18 protein-coding genes and 1 pseudogene are annotated in these 22,163 nt (G+C 37.2%); 10 read left to right on the top strand and 9 right to left on the bottom strand.

Annotation, left to right across the window (positions count from 1 at the left end; all coding sequences use genetic code 11):
- The first annotated feature begins 230 nt into the window (after positions 1-230).
- Entirely contained in the window at positions 231-1,400 is a 1,170-nt protein-coding gene (locus CD039_RS07995; protein ID WP_103371876.1) for a nitrate/nitrite transporter, read from the top strand.
- A 162-nt stretch (positions 1,401-1,562) separates the two neighbouring features.
- Here the strand turns inward: CD039_RS07995 and CD039_RS07990 are convergent, their stop codons facing one another.
- Both CD039_RS07990 and CD039_RS07985 read right to left on the bottom strand, forming a co-directional pair.
- Complete coding sequence (locus CD039_RS07990; protein ID WP_002470977.1) at positions 1,563-1,985, bottom strand: Hsp20/alpha crystallin family protein; 423 nt, start codon at positions 1,983-1,985, stop codon at positions 1,563-1,565.
- 388 nt (positions 1,986-2,373) lie between these two features.
- On the bottom strand, positions 2,374-2,739 hold the full coding sequence (locus tag CD039_RS07985) for an Hsp20/alpha crystallin family protein (RefSeq protein ID WP_103371875.1): 366 nt from the start codon (positions 2,737-2,739) through the stop codon (positions 2,374-2,376).
- Between the two features lie 364 nt (positions 2,740-3,103).
- Here CD039_RS07985 and CD039_RS07980 point away from each other — a divergent pair, with 364 nt between their 5' ends.
- From CD039_RS07980 to CD039_RS07965, 4 genes are all read left to right on the top strand, one after another.
- Positions 3,104-3,733 carry a nitroreductase family protein gene (locus CD039_RS07980; RefSeq protein WP_103371874.1) on the top strand — a complete coding sequence of 210 codons (630 nt, stop codon included), beginning with the start codon at positions 3,104-3,106 and terminating at the stop codon, positions 3,731-3,733.
- A 154-nt stretch (positions 3,734-3,887) separates the two neighbouring features.
- Positions 3,888-4,238: a DUF3139 domain-containing protein gene (locus CD039_RS07975; protein WP_103371873.1), complete on the top strand. Its 351-nt coding sequence runs from the start codon at positions 3,888-3,890 to the stop codon at positions 4,236-4,238.
- Between the two features lie 291 nt (positions 4,239-4,529).
- Complete coding sequence (locus tag CD039_RS07970; RefSeq protein WP_103371872.1) at positions 4,530-5,426, top strand: EamA family transporter; 897 nt, start codon at positions 4,530-4,532, stop codon at positions 5,424-5,426.
- Positions 5,427-5,706: 280 nt separating this feature from the next.
- On the top strand, positions 5,707-6,987 hold the full coding sequence (locus CD039_RS07965) for a dicarboxylate/amino acid:cation symporter (RefSeq protein ID WP_049409831.1): 1,281 nt from the start codon (positions 5,707-5,709) through the stop codon (positions 6,985-6,987).
- 373 nt (positions 6,988-7,360) lie between these two features.
- Here the strand turns inward: CD039_RS07965 and CD039_RS07960 are convergent, their stop codons facing one another.
- Together CD039_RS07960 and rsp are read right to left on the bottom strand one after the other, a co-directional pair.
- Positions 7,361-7,702 carry a DUF4889 domain-containing protein gene (locus CD039_RS07960; protein WP_103371871.1) on the bottom strand — a complete coding sequence of 114 codons (342 nt, stop codon included), beginning with the start codon at positions 7,700-7,702 and terminating at the stop codon, positions 7,361-7,363.
- 240 nt (positions 7,703-7,942) lie between these two features.
- On the bottom strand, positions 7,943-10,048 hold the full coding sequence (gene rsp, locus CD039_RS07955) for an AraC family transcriptional regulator Rsp (RefSeq protein WP_167386242.1): 2,106 nt from the start codon (positions 10,046-10,048) through the stop codon (positions 7,943-7,945).
- 353 nt (positions 10,049-10,401) lie between these two features.
- Here rsp and CD039_RS07950 point away from each other — a divergent pair, with 353 nt between their 5' ends.
- A complete protein-coding gene (locus CD039_RS07950) occupies positions 10,402-11,841 on the top strand; it encodes a sucrose-specific PTS transporter subunit IIBC (RefSeq protein ID WP_103371869.1) in 1,440 nt (479 codons plus the stop codon).
- Positions 11,842-11,973: 132 nt separating this feature from the next.
- On the opposite strand, the gene CD039_RS07945 is transcribed toward CD039_RS07950, so the two are convergent.
- Complete coding sequence (locus CD039_RS07945) at positions 11,974-12,915, bottom strand: magnesium transporter CorA family protein (RefSeq protein ID WP_103371868.1); 942 nt, start codon at positions 12,913-12,915, stop codon at positions 11,974-11,976.
- Between the two features lie 68 nt (positions 12,916-12,983).
- On the bottom strand, positions 12,984-13,601 hold the full coding sequence (locus CD039_RS07940) for a TetR/AcrR family transcriptional regulator (RefSeq protein ID WP_103371867.1): 618 nt from the start codon (positions 13,599-13,601) through the stop codon (positions 12,984-12,986).
- A gap of 170 nt (positions 13,602-13,771) precedes the next feature.
- Here CD039_RS07940 and CD039_RS07935 point away from each other — a divergent pair, with 170 nt between their 5' ends.
- The 4 genes and pseudogenes from CD039_RS07935 to CD039_RS07920 all read left to right on the top strand — a co-directional run bounded on the left by CD039_RS07935 (position 13,772) and on the right by CD039_RS07920 (position 17,937).
- Positions 13,772-15,061, top strand: a complete 1,290-nt coding sequence (locus CD039_RS07935; RefSeq protein ID WP_103371866.1) for a YhgE/Pip domain-containing protein — start codon at positions 13,772-13,774, stop codon at positions 15,059-15,061.
- A gap of 434 nt (positions 15,062-15,495) precedes the next feature.
- The gene (locus tag CD039_RS07930; protein WP_103371865.1) at positions 15,496-16,749 is read left to right on the top strand and encodes a copper resistance CopC/CopD family protein; all 1,254 of its coding nucleotides are present in this window, start codon (positions 15,496-15,498) and stop codon (positions 16,747-16,749) included.
- 12 nt (positions 16,750-16,761) lie between these two features.
- Positions 16,762-17,351: pseudogene (locus CD039_RS07925) on the top strand (YcnI family copper-binding membrane protein).
- Between the two features lie 166 nt (positions 17,352-17,517).
- Positions 17,518-17,937 (top strand): DUF2871 domain-containing protein, encoded by a 420-nt coding sequence (locus CD039_RS07920; protein WP_049409845.1) that lies wholly within the window; start codon positions 17,518-17,520, stop codon positions 17,935-17,937.
- Between the two features lie 403 nt (positions 17,938-18,340).
- On the opposite strand, the gene CD039_RS07915 is transcribed toward CD039_RS07920, so the two are convergent.
- The 3 genes from CD039_RS07915 to CD039_RS11940 form a co-directional block, all read right to left on the bottom strand.
- Entirely contained in the window at positions 18,341-20,539 is a 2,199-nt protein-coding gene (locus CD039_RS07915) for an SA1320 family protein (RefSeq protein ID WP_412072762.1), read from the bottom strand.
- 59 nt (positions 20,540-20,598) lie between these two features.
- On the bottom strand, positions 20,599-21,525 hold the full coding sequence (locus CD039_RS07910) for a DUF1672 family protein (RefSeq protein WP_103371863.1): 927 nt from the start codon (positions 21,523-21,525) through the stop codon (positions 20,599-20,601).
- 238 nt (positions 21,526-21,763) lie between these two features.
- Positions 21,764-22,163: DUF1672 family protein (locus CD039_RS11940; RefSeq protein WP_206169773.1), on the bottom strand; the 400-nt coding region annotated here is incomplete at its 5' end.

Raw genomic sequence — 22,163 nt, 5'->3', positions numbered from 1 at the left:
GGAGAATATTACCTTATTCAGCACGAGTTGCACCTGACATATAACCCCAGTGAGTAGTATAGGGACTTTCCTTAATGTATTAAGGGAGAGTCCCTATGTTCATTTTTTCACAAAGTTACTAAACTAGAAGTGAAATCGGTACTTTGGTTAAGAAATATAGAAATGACCTCCTATTCACGTACTCAAAGTACTGATTCGTTATTAATTATGTTAAATGCAGGTGAATAATGATGAACAAACAAAATGGGAATTTCCAGTTAGGCTTACAGACTTTAAGCTTAATCGTTGGATTTATGGTGTGGAGTATTATCTCTCCAATTATGCCATTTATTTCTAAAGATGTTGCGATTACAGGTAGTCAACTATCGATTGTTATCGCAATTCCAGTCATTCTCGGTTCGATCTTGCGCGTACCCTTTGGCTATTTAACAAATAAAGTAGGTGCGAAATGGATCTTCTTTATTAGCTTTATTATTCTACTCTTCCCAATCTTCTTCTTGAGTCAAGCACAAAGTGTGGGAATGCTGATGACATCTGGTTTCTTCTTAGGTATAGCTGGTGCGACGTTCTCAGTAGGTGTAACATCGATTCCTAAGTATTTCCCTAAAGAGCGAGTGGGACTTGCGAATGGTATTTACGGAATGGGGAATATCGGTACGGCGATTTCATCTTTCTTAGCACCACCAATTGCAGGAGCAATAGGATGGCAATCTACAGTTCGACTTTATCTCATCCTTCTTGCACTCTTTGCAATTCTCATGTTCTTCTTTGGTGACTCACAAGAACGTAAAGTACATGTACCTCTAATGGAACAGACACGTAAATTGATGAGTGATTTAAGATTATATTACTTAAGTTTCTGGTATTTTATTACTTTCGGATCATTCGTTGCATTTGGCGTCTTCCTTCCAAACTATCTCGTCACACACTTCCATATTGAAAGTGTTGATGCAGGGATTCGCTCAGGTATCTTTATCGCTTTGGCTACGTTACTCCGTCCATTAGGTGGAATTCTAGGGGACAAACTCAATGCAGTACATATGTTAATCATTGACTTTGTGTGTATCACGATTGGTGGTATCATTCTTGGACTTTCAAATAATATATTGATGTTCACAGTCGGTTGTTTACTCATCAGTGTGTGTGCCGGTATTGGTAACGGTTTAGTCTTTAAACTCGTACCTCATTACTTTAGCAAAGAAGCTGGTACTGCGAACGGTATCGTGTCAATGATGGGTGGTCTCGGTGGTTTCTTCCCACCACTTGTGATCTCTCTCGTAGTATCTGTGACAGGTAGTTCACACTTTGCATTTATCTTGTTAGCGATCTTCGCGATTATCGCTCTCGTGACGATGTTACATTTGAGTAAAAGGGAACGCACTTCTGTACGCATACAATAAGAATATCTAAAGTTCATTGAACGTGAAAAAGCCACACCATTCTTTGCTTTGGTGTGGCTTCGTATTATGATTTCTATAATTTATTCTACTGACAGACGTTCATCATTAACAAGGAATCACTATCAGGAGGGGGAGGATTAACATTAATACGTCTGTTTCTGATTAGTCAATTTGAATGTTAGAATTTGAGTTATCTTCTTTAGAACGTTTAGGAAGGGTAACGTTCAACATGCCATTGTCATAAGATGCTTTGATGGCATCTTCTTGAATATTGTTGAAGGAGAATTGACGTTTAACATCTCTAACGCTGCGTTCGCGATGAATGACGCGACCATTGTCGTCTTCTTCGTTATTTTCTTCTGTTTGTTTACCTTCGATAGTAAGCACGTTATTTTCAAAGTTTAAACTAATATTTTCTTTCTTCATACCTGGAAGTTCTGCTTCTACTACATAGCTATCGTCTAATTCTTTAATGTCTGTAGTAATGCCACCTGCACTAGGGAATTGATCGAAGAATTGACGTCCTACATCTTTAAATAAATCACTTGGTTCCATATTGAAGAATGGTTTCATTTCAAAGCCCATAATTATCTCTCCTTTAAATGATTAATTAGATGAGTCAGGAGGAATTTGAATATCTATTATTTTCAATGTTAAAACTCTCGCTTGCTTGGGAGAAGTACAGAAATCTATGATTTCGTAGTACTTCCCCCGGAAGGCTGACTAGATTTCGAGAAAGCGATAGCCTTCTCGAATTCAGACAGCTACTGCGTAGGACCACACTCAACTAATTCTTTTCGCTCAAAGAGCTCAAAGAATGGATTTTCGTAGTGGTCTAGCTCCATCAAGCGTCTCGAGTACACATTGAAAATTTACTCATAATTAAAAGTATAATTTTTATTCGCTTCCTACATGATTATTTTTTAATATTCCTGACTCACGCTTCACTTTCTCTATTTTTGTTTTCTTCATATTAATCTATCGTAATTTCAGTTTTAGTTTGTTGTTTTGGTAAAGTAACTTTCAATAAGCCGTTGATATATTGTGCTTTAATTGCTTTGCTATCAATATTTTTAAAGATAAATTGACGATTCATATCTGTAATATGACGTTCTTTCACGTGATAGTGTGCATCGTTATTACTGTCATCTTCTTGTGATGCAATGATTGTGAGTACGTTATCTTCATAATTGATATCTATATCTTCTTTATTAATACCTGGTAATTCAGCTGTAACGATATAATTGTCTTCTGTTTCGTGAACATCAGATTTAATTGTTCTAGGGAATAAACCTTGAATGAAATCTGTTGGTAAATGACGTCTTCTAGTTTGTTCCATGAGTGATCATCACCTCTCCTTTAACGTTACAACTATATTGTATATCAAAGGTCAAAGAAAGTCAACATCAAAATTTAACTTTTTTTGACTAATGAAAAAGAAGTGCACAATAGCAGGGTTTAGACCTTGTTTTACCATTGAAGAAAAGTTTGATCTTTGACCTAAAATAATGAGATAAATATTCAGCAATGGGGTGGTTGCAGTACCGTACTTACAAACTTTGCGGCAGAGGTAACGGGATTCACAGTCGGGAATATATGATGAAACAGTGAAAGGTACCCTAGGCATATCTATTGAATAATGTCATTTGAGGCAGTAGAGTAATCATGTATTTTTTTAAATATGAAAGAAAGTAGGTAAGAAGATGACTCAAATCAATGACTTTGATCAAATATTGAAAGGGAGAAAGTCCATTAAAGTCTTCGACGAGAATTACAAGATTCCGCGTGAAGAAATGGATGAAATATTAGAAAAAGCGACACTTGCGCCGTCGTCAGTAAATATGCAACCGTGGCGTATGGTGGTGGTTGATACACCAGAAGGTAAAGAGAAGTTGCGCCCGTTGATGAGTATGAATACACGTCAGAACGATACGTCTTCAGCGATGATCGTCATCTTTGGTGACCTTCACAACTATGAGCATGCGGAACATATTTATGGCAGCCAAGTGGAACGTGGATTTATGACTGAAGAGATTAAGACGCAGTTTCTCGATTGGGTCGTTCCTTATTATAAAGGACTAACGACTGAGCAAATGACGTCGATCGTCAACATCGATAGCAGTTTGATGGCAATGCAATTGATGCTCGTAGCGAAAGCACATGGTTATGACACAAATCCGATAGGCGGGTTCGATAGAGCTAATATGGCAGCATGCTTCGATATGGATCCCGAGCGTTATATACCTGTAATGGTAATCGCAATTGGTAAAAAAGCGCAAGAAGGGCATAGTTCTTATCGTATGCCAGTCGAATCTGTGCGTCAGTATTTCTAAGTAGAATTAGAAACGACTATTTTGTTACAAAGAGGAGTCTTATCTTTCATTCCAACCACGAATCCGTCATAATGGATAGTGTATATAATGGAAAGATATGCGCTAATCAAATGATGTGAGTAACAATGATTGGTTGCGCTAAAGGAGTTCTATAATGAAGACATTTATTAAAATACTAGGCCTATTAGTGTTATCACTCGTCTTAGCGATTGTGCTCTTCTTTGGTTTACGTACGTACCAAGGTCACAAGAACATTCAACTTGTCGACAAATACTTGACGCAACATCACTTAAAGGACAAAGTGACATCGGAGAAGACACTTTATAGTGCTAAGAAAGGGCTCTACTATAAAGAAGTGAAATTTAAAGACGATCCTGACAAGACGTATGTCTTTCAACCTGTAGCCACTTACAAAGGTATTGTCGTTCAAGGTTTCGATACGGAAACGAAGAAGACAGACAAGCATGCGAAACACCACAAGTTTGATCCTGACTATAAGCCTTGATGTAATGTAAGTGAGATAGCATAGATCAGTTGTGCTATTAGCCGCATAATAAATAGGATGACTCAACGCTCTGGTGAATTGAGAAGATGTTTCTTGATTCATCAGAGCGTATTTTAGTGCGTATAATGAGTGGGTATAAACGACAGCGTAACGCCGTTTATTTCGATGCTTCATTCCGTATGTTTCAAGATTCAAAATAACGTTTCTATATTCACATTATTCTATTGTGTTGCTAAGAATTAAGGTGTTAAATTAGTATTAATACAATGAATAAGAAGGGTGGCGACAATCTTGAAACAACAACGCTTATTAGGATTTGTCTTAGTGATTACGGGTGCAATTCTGTGGGGTGTCGGTGGCGTTATGTCACAATATCTCTTCCAAGAGGTACATATTTCAGTCAATTGGTTAGTGGCTGTTCGTTTACTCATTTCGGGGGTACTTTTAATAATGATTTCTGCCTTTACGAACGGCAAGCGGACCTTCACTTTATGGCGCTCGAAGCACACCGTTTTTCAAGTAATTGTATACGGTATTCTCGGTATGTTAGCCGTACAATATACCTTTATGGCTTCAATCAATTATGGTAATGCGACAGTTGCAACGTTGCTACAATATTTGGGACCTGTCGTTATCATCATTTATCTCGTCTTACGCAAAGTTATACCACTTCAGTTTAAAGAAATTATGGCAGTGATTCTTGCACTCGTTGGTTCCTTCTTATTATTAACGAATGGTTCAATTTCTGAATTATCCGTACCCTTACCAGCAATTTTCTGGGGTCTTGGATCAGCTTTAGCCCTTGCATTCTACACGCTTTATCCAGCGAAATTATTAGCACAGTGGGGCTCTGTTAATATTGTTGGATGGGCGATGTTGATCGGTGGTATCGCACTCTCAATCTTCTACCCACCATGGGAGGTAGATACAGCAGGGTGGACGCCATTTACTTATATTCTATTATTCTGCGCTATTATCTTTGGTACGATGTTTGCGTTTTGGTTCTTTATTGCCAGTTTGCAGTATCTTTACCCGCAAGAATCCAGTTTATTAGGTACGATAGAACCATTAACTGCATTAGTTGTATCTGTACTTTGGCTAGGAGATAGCTTCGGTCCTTGGCAATTATTAGGTGTAGGGATGATTATCTTTATGGTCATCTTTTTATCTGTTTTTAAAAGCAAATGATGTAACTCAAATATAGAAATAAGCGATTATAGTTCAATTTAAGCTTATGAATAAAAGTTATCTATATCATCGAAAATATGAATACGTTGACATAATTAGGGTTGTAGACGATAGAAGTATAGCGAATTCTAACATTATTAATGTTACTTAAATATACACTTTTAGTGTAATTATTATGTTTATAGTTTGAAAGGTAAACAAAGAATGATAACTTTTATATGCTAAAATGGGGTTCTTTGGTATAATAAAGGAGGTTGTTAAAAAAGGGGGAAGAACCTACATGAAAATATTGAAAAAAGTCAGTTTACCAATGCAAGTCACAATAGCCCTCGTATTAGGTGTGATCGTGGGATTGTTACTCTATGGTCATACTGAACTCGTCAACTACATTAAACCATTTGGCGACATCTTCTTAAATCTAATTAAGATGATCGTTATACCTGTCGTGTTCTGTTCTTTAGCACTTTCGATTTCAAATATTGGTGAGTCAAAGAAAGTCGGACGCTATGGTGCGAAGACGATTATCTACTTTGAAATTATTACTACAGTTGCCATTGCTTTAGGTATTATCTTTGCGAACATCTTTAAACCAGGTGTGGGACTCGATAAGGATAAGCTCCCTAAAGGTGACATCTCTACATACGAAACCAATGCGAAACATGCGGAACAAGCATCTTCGTATGGTCATCACTTTATCGATACCATCGTGAATATTGTGCCGAAGAACTTGTTCGAAGCTTTAACATCTGGCGAATTGCTACCGATTATCTTTTTCGCAGTATTCTTCGGTTTAGCCTTATCCGCTATCGGTAATAAAGCTGAACCTGTTAAAAGTTTCCTCAATGGAACATTAGAAGCGGTCTTCTGGATGATTAACAAAATCTTGAAATTAGCACCAATCGGTGTATTCGCCTTCATTTGTACAACAATTATGACATTCGGAGCGTCAGCACTTTTACCACTATTAAAGTTACTCTTAGTGGTAGTAGGGTCAATGATCTTCTTCGTCGTCGTTGTACTTGGCTTTGTCGCATGGTTATGCGGCGTGAACATCTTCTCTATTATGAAGATCTTGAAAAATGAATTATTGCTGGCATTCTCAACATCAAGCTCAGAATCTGTATTGCCGATCTTGATGCAAAAGATGGAACGTTTCGGTTCACCGAAAGAAATTACATCATTCGTTATTCCTATCGGCTATACATTTAACTTAGATGGCTCAGCATTATACCAATCCATTGCAGCGATCTTTGTAGCTCAAATGTATGGCATGCACATGGGTATCGGAGAACAAATCATGTTGATTCTCACACTCATGGTTGCATCTAAAGGTATGGCAGGGGTGCCAGGTGTATCCATCGTGGTACTCATCACTACGTTCTCCGCGATGCATATTCCAGCCACAGGTTTAGCACTCATCATCGGTATCGACCGTATCCTCGATATGGTACGTACATGTGTTAACGTGATGGGTAACTCACTATCAACGATTGTTATTGCTAAATCAGAAGGCGTGTTTGATAAACAAAAAATGAAAGATTATTTAAATTCTTATTCATAAATAAGAATGAATTGTTCTAAATAAGTTAGCTAGAAATCTATAGTAGACTTGCTTTCAGTTTACCGATTCTCGCTTACTTAGGGGGCTGCATTCAACTAATTTCTTTCGCTTAGATAGCTCAAGAAATGGATTTTCATTGCAGCCTTGTTCCCTCAAGTGTCTCGAATCGTATTTGAAAGCGTGTTCATACTAATATGAAATTTTGAATATAATCTTTCTTTATTTATTGAATAAGGAGATTTCTTATATTCGTTTTGAATTAACACACTATGATTAAGATTAGTATTGCTATAGATTGCTCTTAATTTCGAACGGTTTCTTACAAACTAAAAAATGACCACGGCGATACTTAAATCTCCGTGGTCATTAACATTTACATACCATTCATATGCATTTTATGGATTTTCATCATTAATCCGTGAGGGACATCGTCGTGTTTTACGACTTTCATTTTAGTGAATTTATCATCGTCTTTAGATTTAGATAATTTCACGAAATCACCTTTTTTAGGTGAGAAACCAGATTCTGATGGGAGTTTCACATCTTTTGTTACTTTATGTGTTTCTTCGCTGACGATTTTTTCAGCTGTCGTATCATCTTTCATGTAACCATAATATGTTTCCTTCTGACCTGAAGCGAACATGATAATCACGAAGATAATACACACGATGATCATAATCGCACTTAGCGTTATTGCTAGTCCTTTACCTTTCACCTTAAAATCTCCTTTTTAAAATCATTTTAACTTCTTTATATCGAAATTTGCGAGCGTATGCAATAATTTGTACTTTCTCTGAACACTTTTCCACTACAAATTGTAACAAAATCGACGCATTCGTTTATTGTAAGTAGGAGAGTCTCGATCTCGACTGTATTTAAGAAAGCTAACGCTGTCTCAAACATTAGTCAACCTTGCGGGGATGAGATAACTAAATCAAGATTTCTGTCTCATTCCCTAACGCGGAGGGAAGATACGAATATATTTAATTTCGTCCTTATAAAGCTCAACAATTTGATCTTCTTCATGGTTGAAATCACAGCTGACCAGTTCGGATTTAGGTGTGTTACTCAAACGCATATGCTTAAGAATCTCATCGTCAATCAACGTGTGTTGAAATTGCTCAGGTAGCGCATCATCAATAAAACCATGGTCACGGTTGAGCGTCTGAGTAAAGCGTAAAGACTCTGAGTGGTATGGGTTAGTGAGTTTAAAACGCTGAACGTTTGTGCTCAATCGGCGTTGATTCAATGTATTAAACAATAAGAGGTGAATCGTTTCGCCTTGTAAGCCGATTAAATAGTTGGAATGGAAATGTACCGTTGTGTTGACGAATGGTTTTAGAAATTGATAAATATGCGTAATGGGCTTCTGAATACCGTGATGGTTGAGAAGGGCGACAGCTGAACGCGAGGATCCCTTCAAATCGAAACTCACGCTAATCCCTCGTGCTAAGAGCTGACTTACGTAGGTGATCATTTCAGAAAGGTGCACTTCAGTCGGATTATGCGCATCAATAAATTGTAACTTCGTGATATGTTGATGGATCCATTGACCACTCGAAATATCCAACATACGTGAAAGTGCATCGAAGTAGTCAATCGGTGTTTTGCAATGTTGAAAGGAAGGATGGAGTTCTTGCAGTAACGTCAACGTTTCACTTTGATCAATACTAATGAAGTAATAATCACAACTTAGCTGCTTCAAATTAAGTGCTGCTTGTTTAATCCCCTCGACTTGTTTAAGCCAGTCTTCAAGTTTCAATGCGAACTGGATTTGAGGATAGCTTTTTCTCAATTTATTAATAGAATGTTCAATGTCACACTGCGCCATTTCGCTTGCATCATAAATCAGCATCAGCTTCACATGATGATTCGCTGATAGATAACTCGGCTTGTACAAATACAGTTGCGCAATGAGTGATTCTACCCCCTGTACTTCTTCTAGCGTGTGTAAGGTGAGGGCGAAACCAATATTTTGATTAAAATGTTTATCGATATATTTTAACAAGAGTGGCCGTTGTGCCTCGCTAAAGATGAGCGGTTGGGCTTCCTCAAGTATAATGTAAGGGTTCGTCAATGAAGAAAGTTGCATATTCTCTTCATTAATAAAGATTTGACTAAATAAATCGTTCAGGTCCTTAATATGGATGAATGTCTTAAATGATTGAGTTTCCTGTGCGTTCAGTGAACTTGTTAAATTAATTGTCGTATAGTTGAACATTAACGGCTGTTCAGCAACAGAATGTTTCATATACTCATGGTAGATATTCGGATTGATTCTACCCACGTGGATCGTCATATCTCTAGCAATCGCATGGCGTGACCGAAATTGATGAGGCGGTAGTCCTATCATTTCCTTAAAATGACGTGTGAAATTGTTAACTGTATGATATCCAAGTTGTTCTGCTATATGTGATAGTGAATGCTTCTCAGAAAGCAGTGGTTGGAGCGAGAGAGCTACCTTTAAACTTGAAATATAGTCTTTGAATGACATGTGTAGCATTCGTTTAAATAGTAAAGAAATGTATGAGGGCGACACGAAGAAAGCTTGAGAAATCTCTCCGATCGTCACGTTCTTCTCGGTATGGTCATTAATGTACTTTATCATCTGATTAAGTGTGCTATGATTCGTTCGCACATGGGGAAGATAAGGATAATTGTAGTTAATGAGGGTTTCGCGCTTTAAGATAGACAGCATCTCTTCAAGCAGTTTCTGATTAGACGCTTGTTGATCTGTTTGTGAGCGAAACATCTTAAGGATTAAATGTTTCAAATACTCATGATTCTGTAGTAACGAATTATCGAGATAAGCATTCAGTAACTTTGGATAGATAGACAAGAGGTAATTGAGCGGAAGGGTTAACTCCACGACTTGTTGCCCTCGTTCAATCTGATATAAATCTCCGTGGTTAATGATGAGGATCTTTCCCTCATTAATATAAGCCGAACCATTTAAATAGTATTCTAATTCGCCGTCGAGAGAGAAATAGAGTTTGATGCAGTTCAGACATCGCTGTTGAGGTCTTTCAATGGTATCATGGATGTGTAAAGTAATTTCCATATTCTGTTCTCCTATTATAGTTATTCGGTTAAACTCAAGTGAAGTTAACTTATTATATAACATTTTTGAGTATTTCTTAATACTTAATGGCGATTTTTTACTAAAAAGACTACTTAATTGCGCAAATTTGACTAGGTGGGTAAAAATGTTGGAGGAAAAGTTAAAATTATGCAAGTTTACTATAAAAATCAGCGCATTTTAAACAACTAAAGATAAAAATACTAAACTTCAACCCACAACTTGCGCATAAATCATTTGTGACAATACTGAAAAAACAATTGCTTTCAGAATTGGAACCGGTTACAATCAAGATAAGAAGATTATGGAACCGGTTCTATAAAGGAGTGACAAACATGAGCTACAAACAATCAGCTAAAGAAATACTACAAGCGATCGGTGGGGAAGAGAACCTTGAAGCGATGGCACACTGTGCGACACGACTACGCCTCGTACTGAAAGACGAAAGTATCGTTGACGAGAAAGCGTTGGGAGAGATGGATGTCGTCAAGGGTACATTCTCCACAGGTGGACAATATCAAATCATCGTAGGTTCAGGCACGGTCAATAAGGTATTTGCAGAGTTAGAGAAACTCACAGGCAAGGAAGCATCCACGACTTCAGAAGTGAAAGATCAAGGTAATCAACGTATGAATCCGTTACAGCGTTTCGTGAAGATGTTATCTGATATCTTCGTGCCAATCATCCCGGCTATCGTGGCGGGCGGTCTCTTAATGGGACTCAACAATATATTGACAGCCCCAGGATTATTCTATGATGGTAAGTCATTGATTGAGGTACATGATCAATTCAAAGGTCTCGCAGGAATGATTAACATCTTTGCGAATGCGCCGTTCACTTTACTTCCTATATTAATAGGATTTAGTGCAACTAAGCGCTTTGGAGGCAATCCATTCTTAGGTGCAGCACTAGGTATGATACTCGTCCATCCAGAATTGATGAATGCTTACGAGTATCCGAAAGCGATGGAGGCAGGTAAGGCGATTCCGCATTGGGATTTATTTGGCTTACATATCAATCAAGTAGGGTATCAAGGTCAAGTGCTACCCATGTTGGCAGCTTCTTATATCCTAGCGAAATTAGAGCGTGGTTTACGTAAAGTCATTCCAACAGTACTCGACAACTTACTAACACCACTGATTTCGATCTTCGTTACAGCCTTTGTCACTTTCTTATTCGTCGGTCCAATCACACGTACACTCGGTTATTGGTTATCAGACGGTCTGACTTGGTTATACGATTTCGGTGGTGCAATTGGCGGACTCATCTTTGGTTTCTTCTACGCCCCAATTGTCATCACAGGTATGCACCACAGTTTCATCGCGATTGAGACACAATTGATTGCCGATAGTTCACAAACAGGCGGCTCATTTATCTTCCCAATCGCAACGATGTCTAACGTGGCTCAAGGTGCAGCTGCATTAGCCGCTTTCTTAATTGTGAAAGAGAACAAGAAATTGAAAGGTGTTGCATCTGCAGCAGGAATCTCAGCATTGCTCGGAATTACTGAACCTGCGATGTTTGGGGTCAATCTTAAACTGCGCTATCCATTTATCGGTGCGATCGTCGGCTCAGCTTTAGGTGCCGCATACATTTCACTCTTTAAAGTGAAAGCCATCGCGTTAGGTACTGCAGGCTTGCCAGGATTTATTTCCATCAGCGCGAAACATCAAGGGTGGTTGCACTATGGTATAGGTATGATCATCGCCTTTGTTGCAGCATTTGCGATTACGTATATTCTTTCTCATCGTAAAAAGTACAAAGATGTCGCTTAACAATGACATCCATTGAGTAAGGTAAATAGATAGTAATAAGGTTAAATATTGAGATAAAAACAACGCGTTATTTCAGTTCTGTAACTACTACAGAATAGTGAAATAACGCGTTTTTAATAATAAAGTAAATGGCTAGAACTTTCGTTTCTTCCACAAAAGGGTACCGACGATGGTAACTAAGATAAGTGACACTCCGATAATGATGAGCCATGATACATAGCTATGATCGTCGATAGGTAACGGCACGTTCATACCGAAGAAACTAAAGACGAGTGTCGGTAGAGTGAGGAAGACAGTAAATAAAGTCAATGTCTTCATCGTGTTATTCATTTCATTAGAAAGTAGTGACGAGTAGGATGTCGTAATACTTTCAAGGATATTCGTATAAAGTTCAGTCGTTTCAATCGCTTGGTTGTTCTCAATAACGAGGTCTTCCAGAAGTTCCTCATCTTCTTCGTAGCGATGCATAGCAGGTAAACGGAACAATTTCTTAATAATATTATCGTTGCCTTTTAACGCAGCTAAGAAGTAAACCAAACTCTTCTCGACTTCCATCAAATTGTATAGTTGCTTATTCGTCACATTATTCTTCAAGCGTTTCTCAATACGTAAACGCGACTTGTTGAGTAGGCGCAAATTACGGTTATAGTGATTCGCAATCGTCAGTAGGATATTGAGTGCGAACTGACTGCGATATTTCAAGTTGATTTCACTGTCGAAACGGGCAAAGTTCTCCAGAAACTCATTGTCTGTATCACAAACAGTAAACATACGTTTATTTCCGATGATGATACCGAGGGGTTGTGTGATAAAGGACAAGACCTTCAAGTTAGAGCTATTCACCACTGGCAAGTCGATGATAATCAACGAATAGCCTGTTTCATCGTCATATTCGATACGTGCACTTTCTTCAGAATCCAATGGGTCACGTAAGAAATCTTCCGGAACATTAAACTGTTCGATGAGTTGATCGACCTCTTCACGCTCAGGTTCAATCACATTAATCCAATCAGGATTCTGATTTAACGTTGTCTCATTAATCTCAGTGGGTGTTTGTGTATATGCTGTAATCATCTGTGACAGCAATCCTTTCTTATGTTAACTACTTTATTAATATTATCTAATAATGAGTCGTGTTACAACTATTTATTTTGATTATCCGAATGCTCGCTTGCCATGAGACGAAGCGGACCATTGTAAACTATCTTAAACAAATAATCGACGACGAGATCAGCACTCGGAGGATTGTCATCTTGAACCCAGTGTTTAATAAAAGAAATTGTTGCACCGGCTACGTAACTTTGGAAATAACTCTTCGGTACACCCGATATCATATCTTGCTGGGTGATGTGTTTATCCATATTCTTAAACATCGTCTCTCTAATCTTCTCCTCAATACGTGTCGTATGTCCAATGTTGAGTACGACGCGGTAGAATTCAAGATTATCGCCTATATAATAGAGAATATTGCACAATATCTTCGTAGCAAATTCGCGCGCAAACGTTTCGGCATCAATATGAGGGGTAAGAAATAAATCGTAATCTAAGGATTGTGAGAGGCGTTCGATATATTCGTCTTCGATTTGTTCAAGCAGGTCATATTTATCTAGATAATGTAGGTAAAAAGTGCCTCGATTGATATCCGCGCTTTCTGTGATATCTTTAATCGTAATCTTTTCAAGTGTTTTATGCTTCAATAAATCGATGAGCGCATATTTAATGGCCTCTTTCGTTTTACGGATACGTCGATCTTCTGTCATAGTAACCCTTCTTTATAAGAATTTTTTCGAGTAAATGAACAATATACAACACAGTGTTGATTAATGTACATATCGGTGGATATTGCATATTGTAATCTATTATACAGCTATTATTATAGACAACGTAATTGATATTCAACACAATGTTTAATAAAAGGAGGGCGACAGTGATGAATATTTTAAAAAGTAAATTCTTATGGTTAGCACCCATTGTAATATTAGTTATCCTAGGCATCTTCGCCTTAGCATTCTACCCAGCTTTTAACCCTAAACCTAAAAACTTACCTATCGCAATCGTGAATCATGATAAAGGGACTACAATTCAAGATAAAGATATTAAAATAGGGGACAAACTTGAAGATAAACTCACTGATAGCGATTCAGATACAGTTAAATGGACAAGCGTCAACAGTGAGAAAAAAGCAAAAAATGGCTTAGAAGATCAAAAATATTACGGTATGATCGTACTTGAAAAAGATTTCTCTAAACACGCAATGAGCAAAACTCAAAAAGTCATCATGGACGCGAAAAAACAAGAAATGCAAGATAAAGTGAAATCTGGAGATATTCCAGAAGAAAAAGCGAAACAAATGAAAGAGAAAATGCAACAACAAGGTGGCAATAACGACATCAAAGTTGAAAAAGCAAAAGTTTACACAACTGTTAATGACGGTGCCAACAAGCAAGCATCTCAAATCGCATCTCAAGTGCTCAGTGGCGTAGGTGACAACATCAATAAACAAATTACACAACAAGCAACAAGTACGCTTGCTAAACAAGATGTGAAAGTATCACCTCAAGATATTAATGACTTAACAACTCCCGTGAAAGTTAAAGATCACAAAATGCATGAAGTGAAAGATCATCAAGGTGGCGGTAATGCACCATTCTTAATGTTCATGCCAGTATGGATGAGCTCAATCTTAGCTTCAGTATTATTATTCTATGCATTCAGAACAACTAACAACGTTTCAATTGGTAGTCGCATCAAAGCATCATTAGTACAAATGCTCTTCGCAGTCATCACTGCATTTGTAGGCGGCTTTGGCTATGTATACTTCATGTCAGGTGTGCTAGGATTTGATTTCCCTAACACTGCACGCATGGCACTGTTCATTTCATTAACAATCCTTGGTTTCATCGCGCTAGTGCTTGGAAGCATGACATTGCTTACTATGGCAGTTGTACCTATCTTCTTCCTAGCAATGTTCTTCAGCATTCAACTCGTGATGTTCCCAACTGAAATGTTACCTAAGTTCTATCAAAAATATATCGTGAGCTGGAATCCATTCACTCACTATGCAACATCTGTTAGAAATATCCTCTACATGAATCACCACATCACATTGAATGGTACAATGTGGATGCTCATCAGCTTCATGATTTACGGTGTCATTGCGATTCTCGTTGCAACTATTCTTAAAAAACACAGCGACAAACGTACAGAAATTCCATCTTAATAAGTGGAATGGAACGATTTCGGGACGATGAAACGCTTCTCTCATAGGAGGGGAGCGTTTTTATGTTTGGGTGTATTTTTTTAGAGAGGCGAGCGTTTTAAAAGTGGGGGAGTTCCGTGGAAGAGCTAAAGGTAAATGACATTCTGGGTAGGACTCACTGTAAGGTGTGACTGCGTAATGCTATGGACGCAACATATGACTTACTATTGTTGAATTTCTATTACCATCCCCATATAAGTGAACTTTTTCTCATCTCTACATCACTCATTTCCTCCTATATATATAATAGAAGAAACGCGTCACATTTTGCCTAAAACGGTAAGCAACCCCCCCTACAGATGTGGACAATCAATGACAAATTAGAATTACTATTGTGTTAGGCACACCAATTTAATATCATTGAACAATGACATAATATCACTAGGAGGATTGCGATGAGATGGATAGTTAAACATATACATAAAATGACACTCGTTCTCATCATGGGTCTCATCATTACATTATTGAGTGTGTCTCAACCAGTGTCTGCCCACGCGACACTCGAACAAGTGCAGCCTGATAAAGATGCAGTAGTGAAACAGTCACCTGAGAAGATTACGATGACCTTCAACGAACCGGTGCATACGAAACACTCGGGTATTACACTTTATGATGATAAAGGTAAAGAACTTGAGCAACTCGAGCCTAACGAAACAGGCTCATCGAAGAAATTAACGTTCAACGTTGATCATTTAGATAAAGGAACACATCAAGTGAAGTGGCATGCCATTTCAGCTGATGGTCACGAAGTCGGAAATAGTTACAATTTCTCCGTGAAAGAGAAGACAGCAGATAAAGTTGATACGACACCGCCTTGGTACGCACAACCGAGTGTATGGTTTGGACTTGTGCGTTATCTCGCAGAAGGTAGTGTAATTGTTTGCGTAGGACTTTATCTCGTGAACCTACTCGCACGACGTCGTGGTTTACGAAGTTATTCCATCCTACCTCAACAACCAGCCGTAGCATGGTGCGCCATGATGATGATGGGCTTAAGTGCATTGCTCTACATGATGACCTTGTCTTCAGACGTCGTTCAAGATTTAATATCCTTGAACAAAGCAACGTTGCTGCAATCACCATTTATACTGTCAGCTATCGCCATCATCGTCTTCCTATATTTATGGACGTTAAGACATATGCATCAGAGTTGGTATACACTCGTACCCCTCGTCATTCTTATTGCACTCAGTATGTCTGGCCATGCGTGGAATCAACATATCGCATTATGGTCTATTGCCATTCGTGTATGTCATTTATTAGGCATGTCATTATGGTTAGGTGCGCTCGTGTACTTGGTCATTGATGCATGCCAGTCTACACATCGGCAATCTATGCCTCACGTAAGAGCATTTTTATTCAAACTCAATATGTGCGCAGTTGCACTTCTCATCGCTTCAGGTGTGCTTATGTTCTTTGACCAAACGCATCTCTCAGTCTTATGGTCCGAAGTTCAGACGTGGAGTTTATTACTGATAGGTAAAATTATTCTCACTATCTTAATGATGGCACTTGGCTTGTACCAAACGGTTCGTGCATTAGGCGCACAAGGTCGAGCAAAGAAAGGGCCATTATATGTTGAACTCACTGTAGGCATCGTGCTCATCTTACTCGGTGTCATTATGAGTCAAATTAATATACCAACTTAAAGGAGGATTATGATGTTACGTAAAGTTATTGCGACGATGATTACAGGCGTTATCGTATTAAGCCTCATGTCAGTGGCTCAAGCACATGTGACGTTAAACCCTGACACGAGCGAACCAGGTTCTTATGAAAAATATGATGTGCGTGTACCTGTAGAAAAAGACGCGAATACGAATAAAATTGAACTCGAAGTTCCCAAAGGTGTTGAAGTCGTAGGTGTAGCACCCGACGTAACGTTCGACCATCATTTTACGAAAGATAAAAAAGATAATATCAAAAAATCACTTGGACTGCGAAGAAAGATGGCATTGGTCCGAATGAATTTATCAATTTACCGATTCAAGTTGCCAATCCTGACAAAGAAGGCGAGTTTAGCTGGAAAGCCTATCAAACTTATGATAATGGCGATGTAGTGAAATGGACTGGCGGCGAAGATGCTGAGACACCTGCACCAGTAACGAAAGTGAAGAAAGGTGCAGCGCAGGACGATAACGGTGACGAGGATGCGAAAGCAGATCACGCACCAGTCAGTCTATGGATTCTTTCCATTGTGGCAATTATCTTGTCCCTCGTTGCAATTTTTAAGAAATCATGTAAATCATGATAGAATAGAAGTGATAGAGAAAGAGTGAGAAGCGGGCATTCAATATGTAAACGTTGTGAGGTGAATCGCTGAAGGTTGGGCTGAATGAAATTTAGCGGAGTTCGGCGGTTCCTCAAACAAAAGGGGATATTGTACACCGCTCCTTTCACTTGAAGGAGGACTGACTATGCGCAGAGTCTTATATGCGTTCTTATTCTATACGGCAATTGGTTTGTTCAGTGGATTCTACTACCGCGAACTCACCGTTGCACATCACTTTACCGGCGACACACAACTTGTGGTCGTCCACACACATACACTCATCCTAGGCATGATGATGCATTTACTCTTACTTCCACTCGTAAAAGTATTTAAATTAAGTTCCTATTATCTATTTAATTGGTTCTTCATTATTTACAATATCGGCGTCATCGTTACAGTCGGCATGATGGCAGTTAAAGGAACATACCAAGTTATCGGTTGGCACGTGCCTGAATCATTCGCAGGCTTTGCTGGTATCGGTCATACCATTATTACTGCAGGCTTCGTACTCTTATTCTTCTTATTAAGAAAAGCCATTATTAAAGATCCAGTTAAGAAAGATTGAGTGTTCTAGCTAAGTACAGTCGCGCGAGTTGTATGATTGATTCGGGAGGCTTAGTGTTTTAATTATAGACAATAGTGCGAAGTGAACGACTGAGTTGAAAGGCTGGCGAGCTAACTTTAAAACTCGTGTGATTTGTGGTTTGCAACAGAAAGTTAAAAGATTGAGTGTTCTTGCTAAGTACAATCGTACGAAGTGGACTATTGGTTTGAAGGGCTGAAAAGTAGGCGGTCGTGCTTAGTGGAAGTTTAATGCAGATATAATAAACATCGAAGCGACGAGGTTGCGAATAGTAAAGCAAATACGAAAATAGAATAAGTCAGAGTAAAAGGAGTGACAGAAGTCACTCCTTTTTGTGGTGGGTGAAGATGAAATAGGATGATTATTGTGTAGGTGGGTGCAAAAACTAATAAACAGCCAGCTTTTCGAGTTGATCTTTAACAATTGTCATATTATTTCTAAGTAATTGAGCTGATTGATCCATAGCTCTAATCGCTTCGCCCTCATTCTCATTTAAGCCATTAACAACTACTTCGAATTGTTGAGCCATTTGGTCAAGGCGGCCTTGGGCTGAAGAATTAAGTAAAAACATATTATTATAATGTGTAGCGGAGAAAATAAGTTCAACAATATAAGGCTTTAACTGTAGTACGATATCGTCTATCTTACCGGAAATAAGTGGTGCTAAAGCGTGTAGATCTTGAATAAGTTTTTTTATATTGTGTATCTCATGCTCTAGCATGGGTAAGGTAGCTTTAAGTGATGAAATTAATAATGGAGATACAAGACGTGTCTTAGTAAGTAATTTAAACTGCGGAGAAGATATTACAGATTCAGCAGTATGAATAGAACTCAATAATCTATCAAAGTGTTCAAGTATATTGTGATATATTTTAGAATTACTTGCAAAAACATTATCATATAATCCCTCTAAGAAATCACCTATTTTTTTAACACCATTATCAATGTGGTCATTAAGAATACTCATCTTATTTTTCAAATAATGAGATTTTTCCATCTTACCTTTAACCATGTGATTGTTACTATAACGAATGTTTACATTACCATCTAAAATAGTGGCGTCTTGCTCTTCCATAATTTTTTTAACATCTTTAATTTGTTTACCGAACGTGTCATTTTGCTTTTTAATACTCTTAATATTTGAATCTACTATTTTAAGATGCTTCATTAATTCCGCAGCGACTCCGTCCATTAATTCATGAACAATATTTTTAAAAATTTGTTTAATTACATCACCTAGGTTAGTGTTAATAGTTTCTATACCATTTCTTAATAAATTATTGTTACTTATTAAATTTTCTTTGATAGGACCGTAGCCCTCAAGTTTTGGTAAAGGAGAAGAATCTTCTAAAATTTGATTAATACTTGTTAAAATAACTTCTGCTTCATCAAGTATTGAAATAAGTTGTGGTGCGGCCATTTCTAATTGAGTATGAATACTTGCCATTAATGATAATTCAATAGTATCTTTAATATCTTTCGATAATCTCTCTTTACGGTTTCCAAATTCTTTGTTTTCTTTTTCGGCTATGTTGTAACTCTCATGTAAAAAATCACAACACTCGTTCAGTGATGTACTTGTTTCGTTGGTGACCATATCACTTAATTTAGATAAATTATCTAAATTGAGTTGAATCAATCCACTATTACCGCTTTTAGCGATGGACTCACCTGTCCAGACGTTGATAGGAATGAGATCATCCATTTCAACTTTAACCTCAATTGTTTTTGGAACCTTCTTACCATGCTTAACTTCAGTATCATTTACAGATTTAATCTTGATAGGAATATCTTCATAGGTATTATCTTTTTTATTAAATTTACGATGATAGCCAGTATGGCTTTCAACTATATGAGTTAAACCAGGTGAACCATTAATTACACTCACTTCCTTGTTAGGCATATTATTACCAATACCTCTTTGAATATTAGTTAATATATCAAAGATTGATGTATAATCAATGATGTTTTTATAGAAAGGTTTACCATCCTTATTCCATGCAGATAAAGGAAAACGTGCTGGATCTGTAGTTATAACATCTACATCTGGATATTCTTGACCTATTCTTTTAGCTGAGGCACCGCCTTGAGAATTCCCTGTAACACCTTCAATAGATTTATTAAGGAAATCTTTTCGATTAGCATTATACTTTTTCTTAAAAGAATTATCGTTTAGTGTTTTAGCGTCGCTAAGTTTAGTTAAATAATTATCATAGAATTCTTTACTTTCATCTAACATTTTAGTTGTAGCATTCTCGTCATTTCCCAGCATTATATCTTCTACCCAATCGTCGGGTAAGAAAAAGGGATTATCTGAGTTTTCATTTTCACTACTATCGGTACCTTGGAAAGCGACGACTTGCTTACCAGTAGGTTGGTTATTATCATCTATCAGTTCAAACACTTTCATATCAACGCCGCCATTTTGGTTATTATTCTTGTCATCAGTTTCTTTATGTACCTGTTTAAATTTTTTACCATTGACTTTAAATGGTCTAGCAGTATTAATGTCCTGATATACCCAAAAACTCGCAATTTCGGCTTTGTCTCTATCATTAATGTTTAACTTATTCAAATTGATCACCTCTATTAGTTATATCTTTGTTGTTTTGCAATAGTTTATCAATCTCTATATATTTTAGTTCAATAATCATTATCAAAAGCTACATAATCGACTGCTCCTTCTCCACTCCAATAAGGTTTGGCTGTATAAATTATATTGTTGCCTATCATTATATCTATCCTACTAGTAGATGGCATGTTACTTTCATCTTGTTCAATATCTCTCACCATTTTATCTGCATAATCACCACTAATAGATTTTTTGAAAGGTTTGTCAGTGCTATAAAGTGTAGTTACCGTAATAGGTTTAGCTTTGTAATGGGTATCTTCACGTGCTTTCCTCATTCCTTCTTCAAAATCTTTTTGGTTCATTTTAATTAGTGGTTCGTAGTATTTCTTATAGGTAGATAATTGTTCAGGAGTATAAGTGATATAGAAATACTCATTTGCATAACCACTCGCTTGTGTATTGGTTATTGCTTCTTTGGTATAACCAGTATAGTGATATTTTTCTTTATTCTTATCTAAATAATTGTATAAATGGTCGTATTCTTTTTTATGGGCACGATATTCAAATCCTGTTAAGACATGTTCTAACATATTCGCTATACCATCACCATCTTCTTTAACTTTCATTGACTTATCCTCATCAATGTCATCTTGTGCTAGGGATAAACTAGCATTAAATTGAATATCATGATCATCACAATGGATATAGACAATGGCACCATCTTTGATTGGAGCGAATTTCGTTACTTTTACATTCAAGCTAAAATTATCTTTAAAAAATCGTATGGCTGATTTCTCAAAAGATTTTCGATGCTTTTTAGCAAAATGAATAGACTTTTTATCTACATGTGGATCGTCCTTATAGCCTTGACCTGTATACTCTTGACCTGTATACTCTTGAGCTGGGATTCTATCTGGAACTTTTTCATGAAACATAGGTGTACAACCTCCTAAAATTAAAGTAGTTGAAAGAATAATGGGGGAAAGTTTAAATTTCATATGGTCACCTCGTCTTCTTTGTAGTCTTATCTAATTTTTTTATCATTTATATTAATTGGGTATCTAGAATTAACATTTTGGTAGACTCAAAAACTCGCTATTTCGGCTTTATCTCGATTATTTATATTTACTCTGCTGTTATTATTCATGTCGTTACCCCCGATTATTATAATCTATTAGTTTAAGTATTAAGCGTGATTTCAACCTATTCATATTAAAAATTTAAATAGAATAAGTATTAAAATATTTGATAACTTGAGCCATTTTGGCCACCCCAATAAGGCTTTTGAGTACGAATTTCATTACCTGTATACATCACGTCTATAGAACTGGTAGTCGGCATATTAGTGTTGTTTTTTTCAATTGATTTAGCTATCCGAGTAGCCATTTCAAAGTTATATTTTTTACTAACTTTCTTTTTAGTACTAAATAGAGTTGTTACTACATCAGGTTTAGCCGTATAGTGAGTAGCCTCACGAGCATATTTCATACCTTCTTCAAAATCCTTTTGATTCTTTTTAATTAGAGGTTCGTAATATTTTTTATAGGTAGATAATTGTTCAGGAGTATAACTAATGTAAAAATATTCATTCGCATATCCATCTGCTTGTGTATTTATTAAAGCTTCTTTCGTATAT

Source organism: Staphylococcus argensis (assembly GCF_002902305.1).
GTDB lineage: Bacteria > Bacillota > Bacilli > Staphylococcales > Staphylococcaceae > Staphylococcus > Staphylococcus argensis.
This window is presented reverse-complemented; position numbering and strand designations above follow the sequence as displayed.

Excerpts from the sequence above, each read along its gene's own strand:
- CD039_RS07995 (WP_103371876.1), top strand. The coding sequence starts at position 231 with ATGAACAAACAAAATGGGAATTTCCAGTTAGGCTTACAGACTTTAAGC.
- CD039_RS07990 (WP_002470977.1), bottom strand. The coding sequence starts at position 1,985 with ATGGGCTTTGAAATGAAACCATTCTTCAATATGGAACCAAGTGATTTA.
- CD039_RS07985 (WP_103371875.1), bottom strand. The coding sequence starts at position 2,739 with ATGGAACAAACTAGAAGACGTCATTTACCAACAGATTTCATTCAAGGT.
- CD039_RS07980 (WP_103371874.1), top strand. The coding sequence starts at position 3,104 with ATGACTCAAATCAATGACTTTGATCAAATATTGAAAGGGAGAAAGTCC.
- CD039_RS07975 (WP_103371873.1), top strand. The coding sequence starts at position 3,888 with ATGAAGACATTTATTAAAATACTAGGCCTATTAGTGTTATCACTCGTC.
- CD039_RS07965 (WP_049409831.1), top strand. The coding sequence starts at position 5,707 with ATGAAAATATTGAAAAAAGTCAGTTTACCAATGCAAGTCACAATAGCC.
- rsp (WP_167386242.1), bottom strand. The coding sequence starts at position 10,048 with ATGGAAATTACTTTACACATCCATGATACCATTGAAAGACCTCAACAG.
- CD039_RS07950 (WP_103371869.1), top strand. The coding sequence starts at position 10,402 with ATGAGCTACAAACAATCAGCTAAAGAAATACTACAAGCGATCGGTGGG.
- CD039_RS07945 (WP_103371868.1), bottom strand. The coding sequence starts at position 12,915 with ATGATTACAGCATATACACAAACACCCACTGAGATTAATGAGACAACG.
- CD039_RS07940 (WP_103371867.1), bottom strand. The coding sequence starts at position 13,601 with ATGACAGAAGATCGACGTATCCGTAAAACGAAAGAGGCCATTAAATAT.
- CD039_RS07935 (WP_103371866.1), top strand. The coding sequence starts at position 13,772 with ATGAATATTTTAAAAAGTAAATTCTTATGGTTAGCACCCATTGTAATA.
- CD039_RS07930 (WP_103371865.1), top strand. The coding sequence starts at position 15,496 with ATGAGATGGATAGTTAAACATATACATAAAATGACACTCGTTCTCATC.
- CD039_RS07920 (WP_049409845.1), top strand. The coding sequence starts at position 17,518 with ATGCGCAGAGTCTTATATGCGTTCTTATTCTATACGGCAATTGGTTTG.
- CD039_RS07910 (WP_103371863.1), bottom strand. The coding sequence starts at position 21,525 with ATGAAATTTAAACTTTCCCCCATTATTCTTTCAACTACTTTAATTTTA.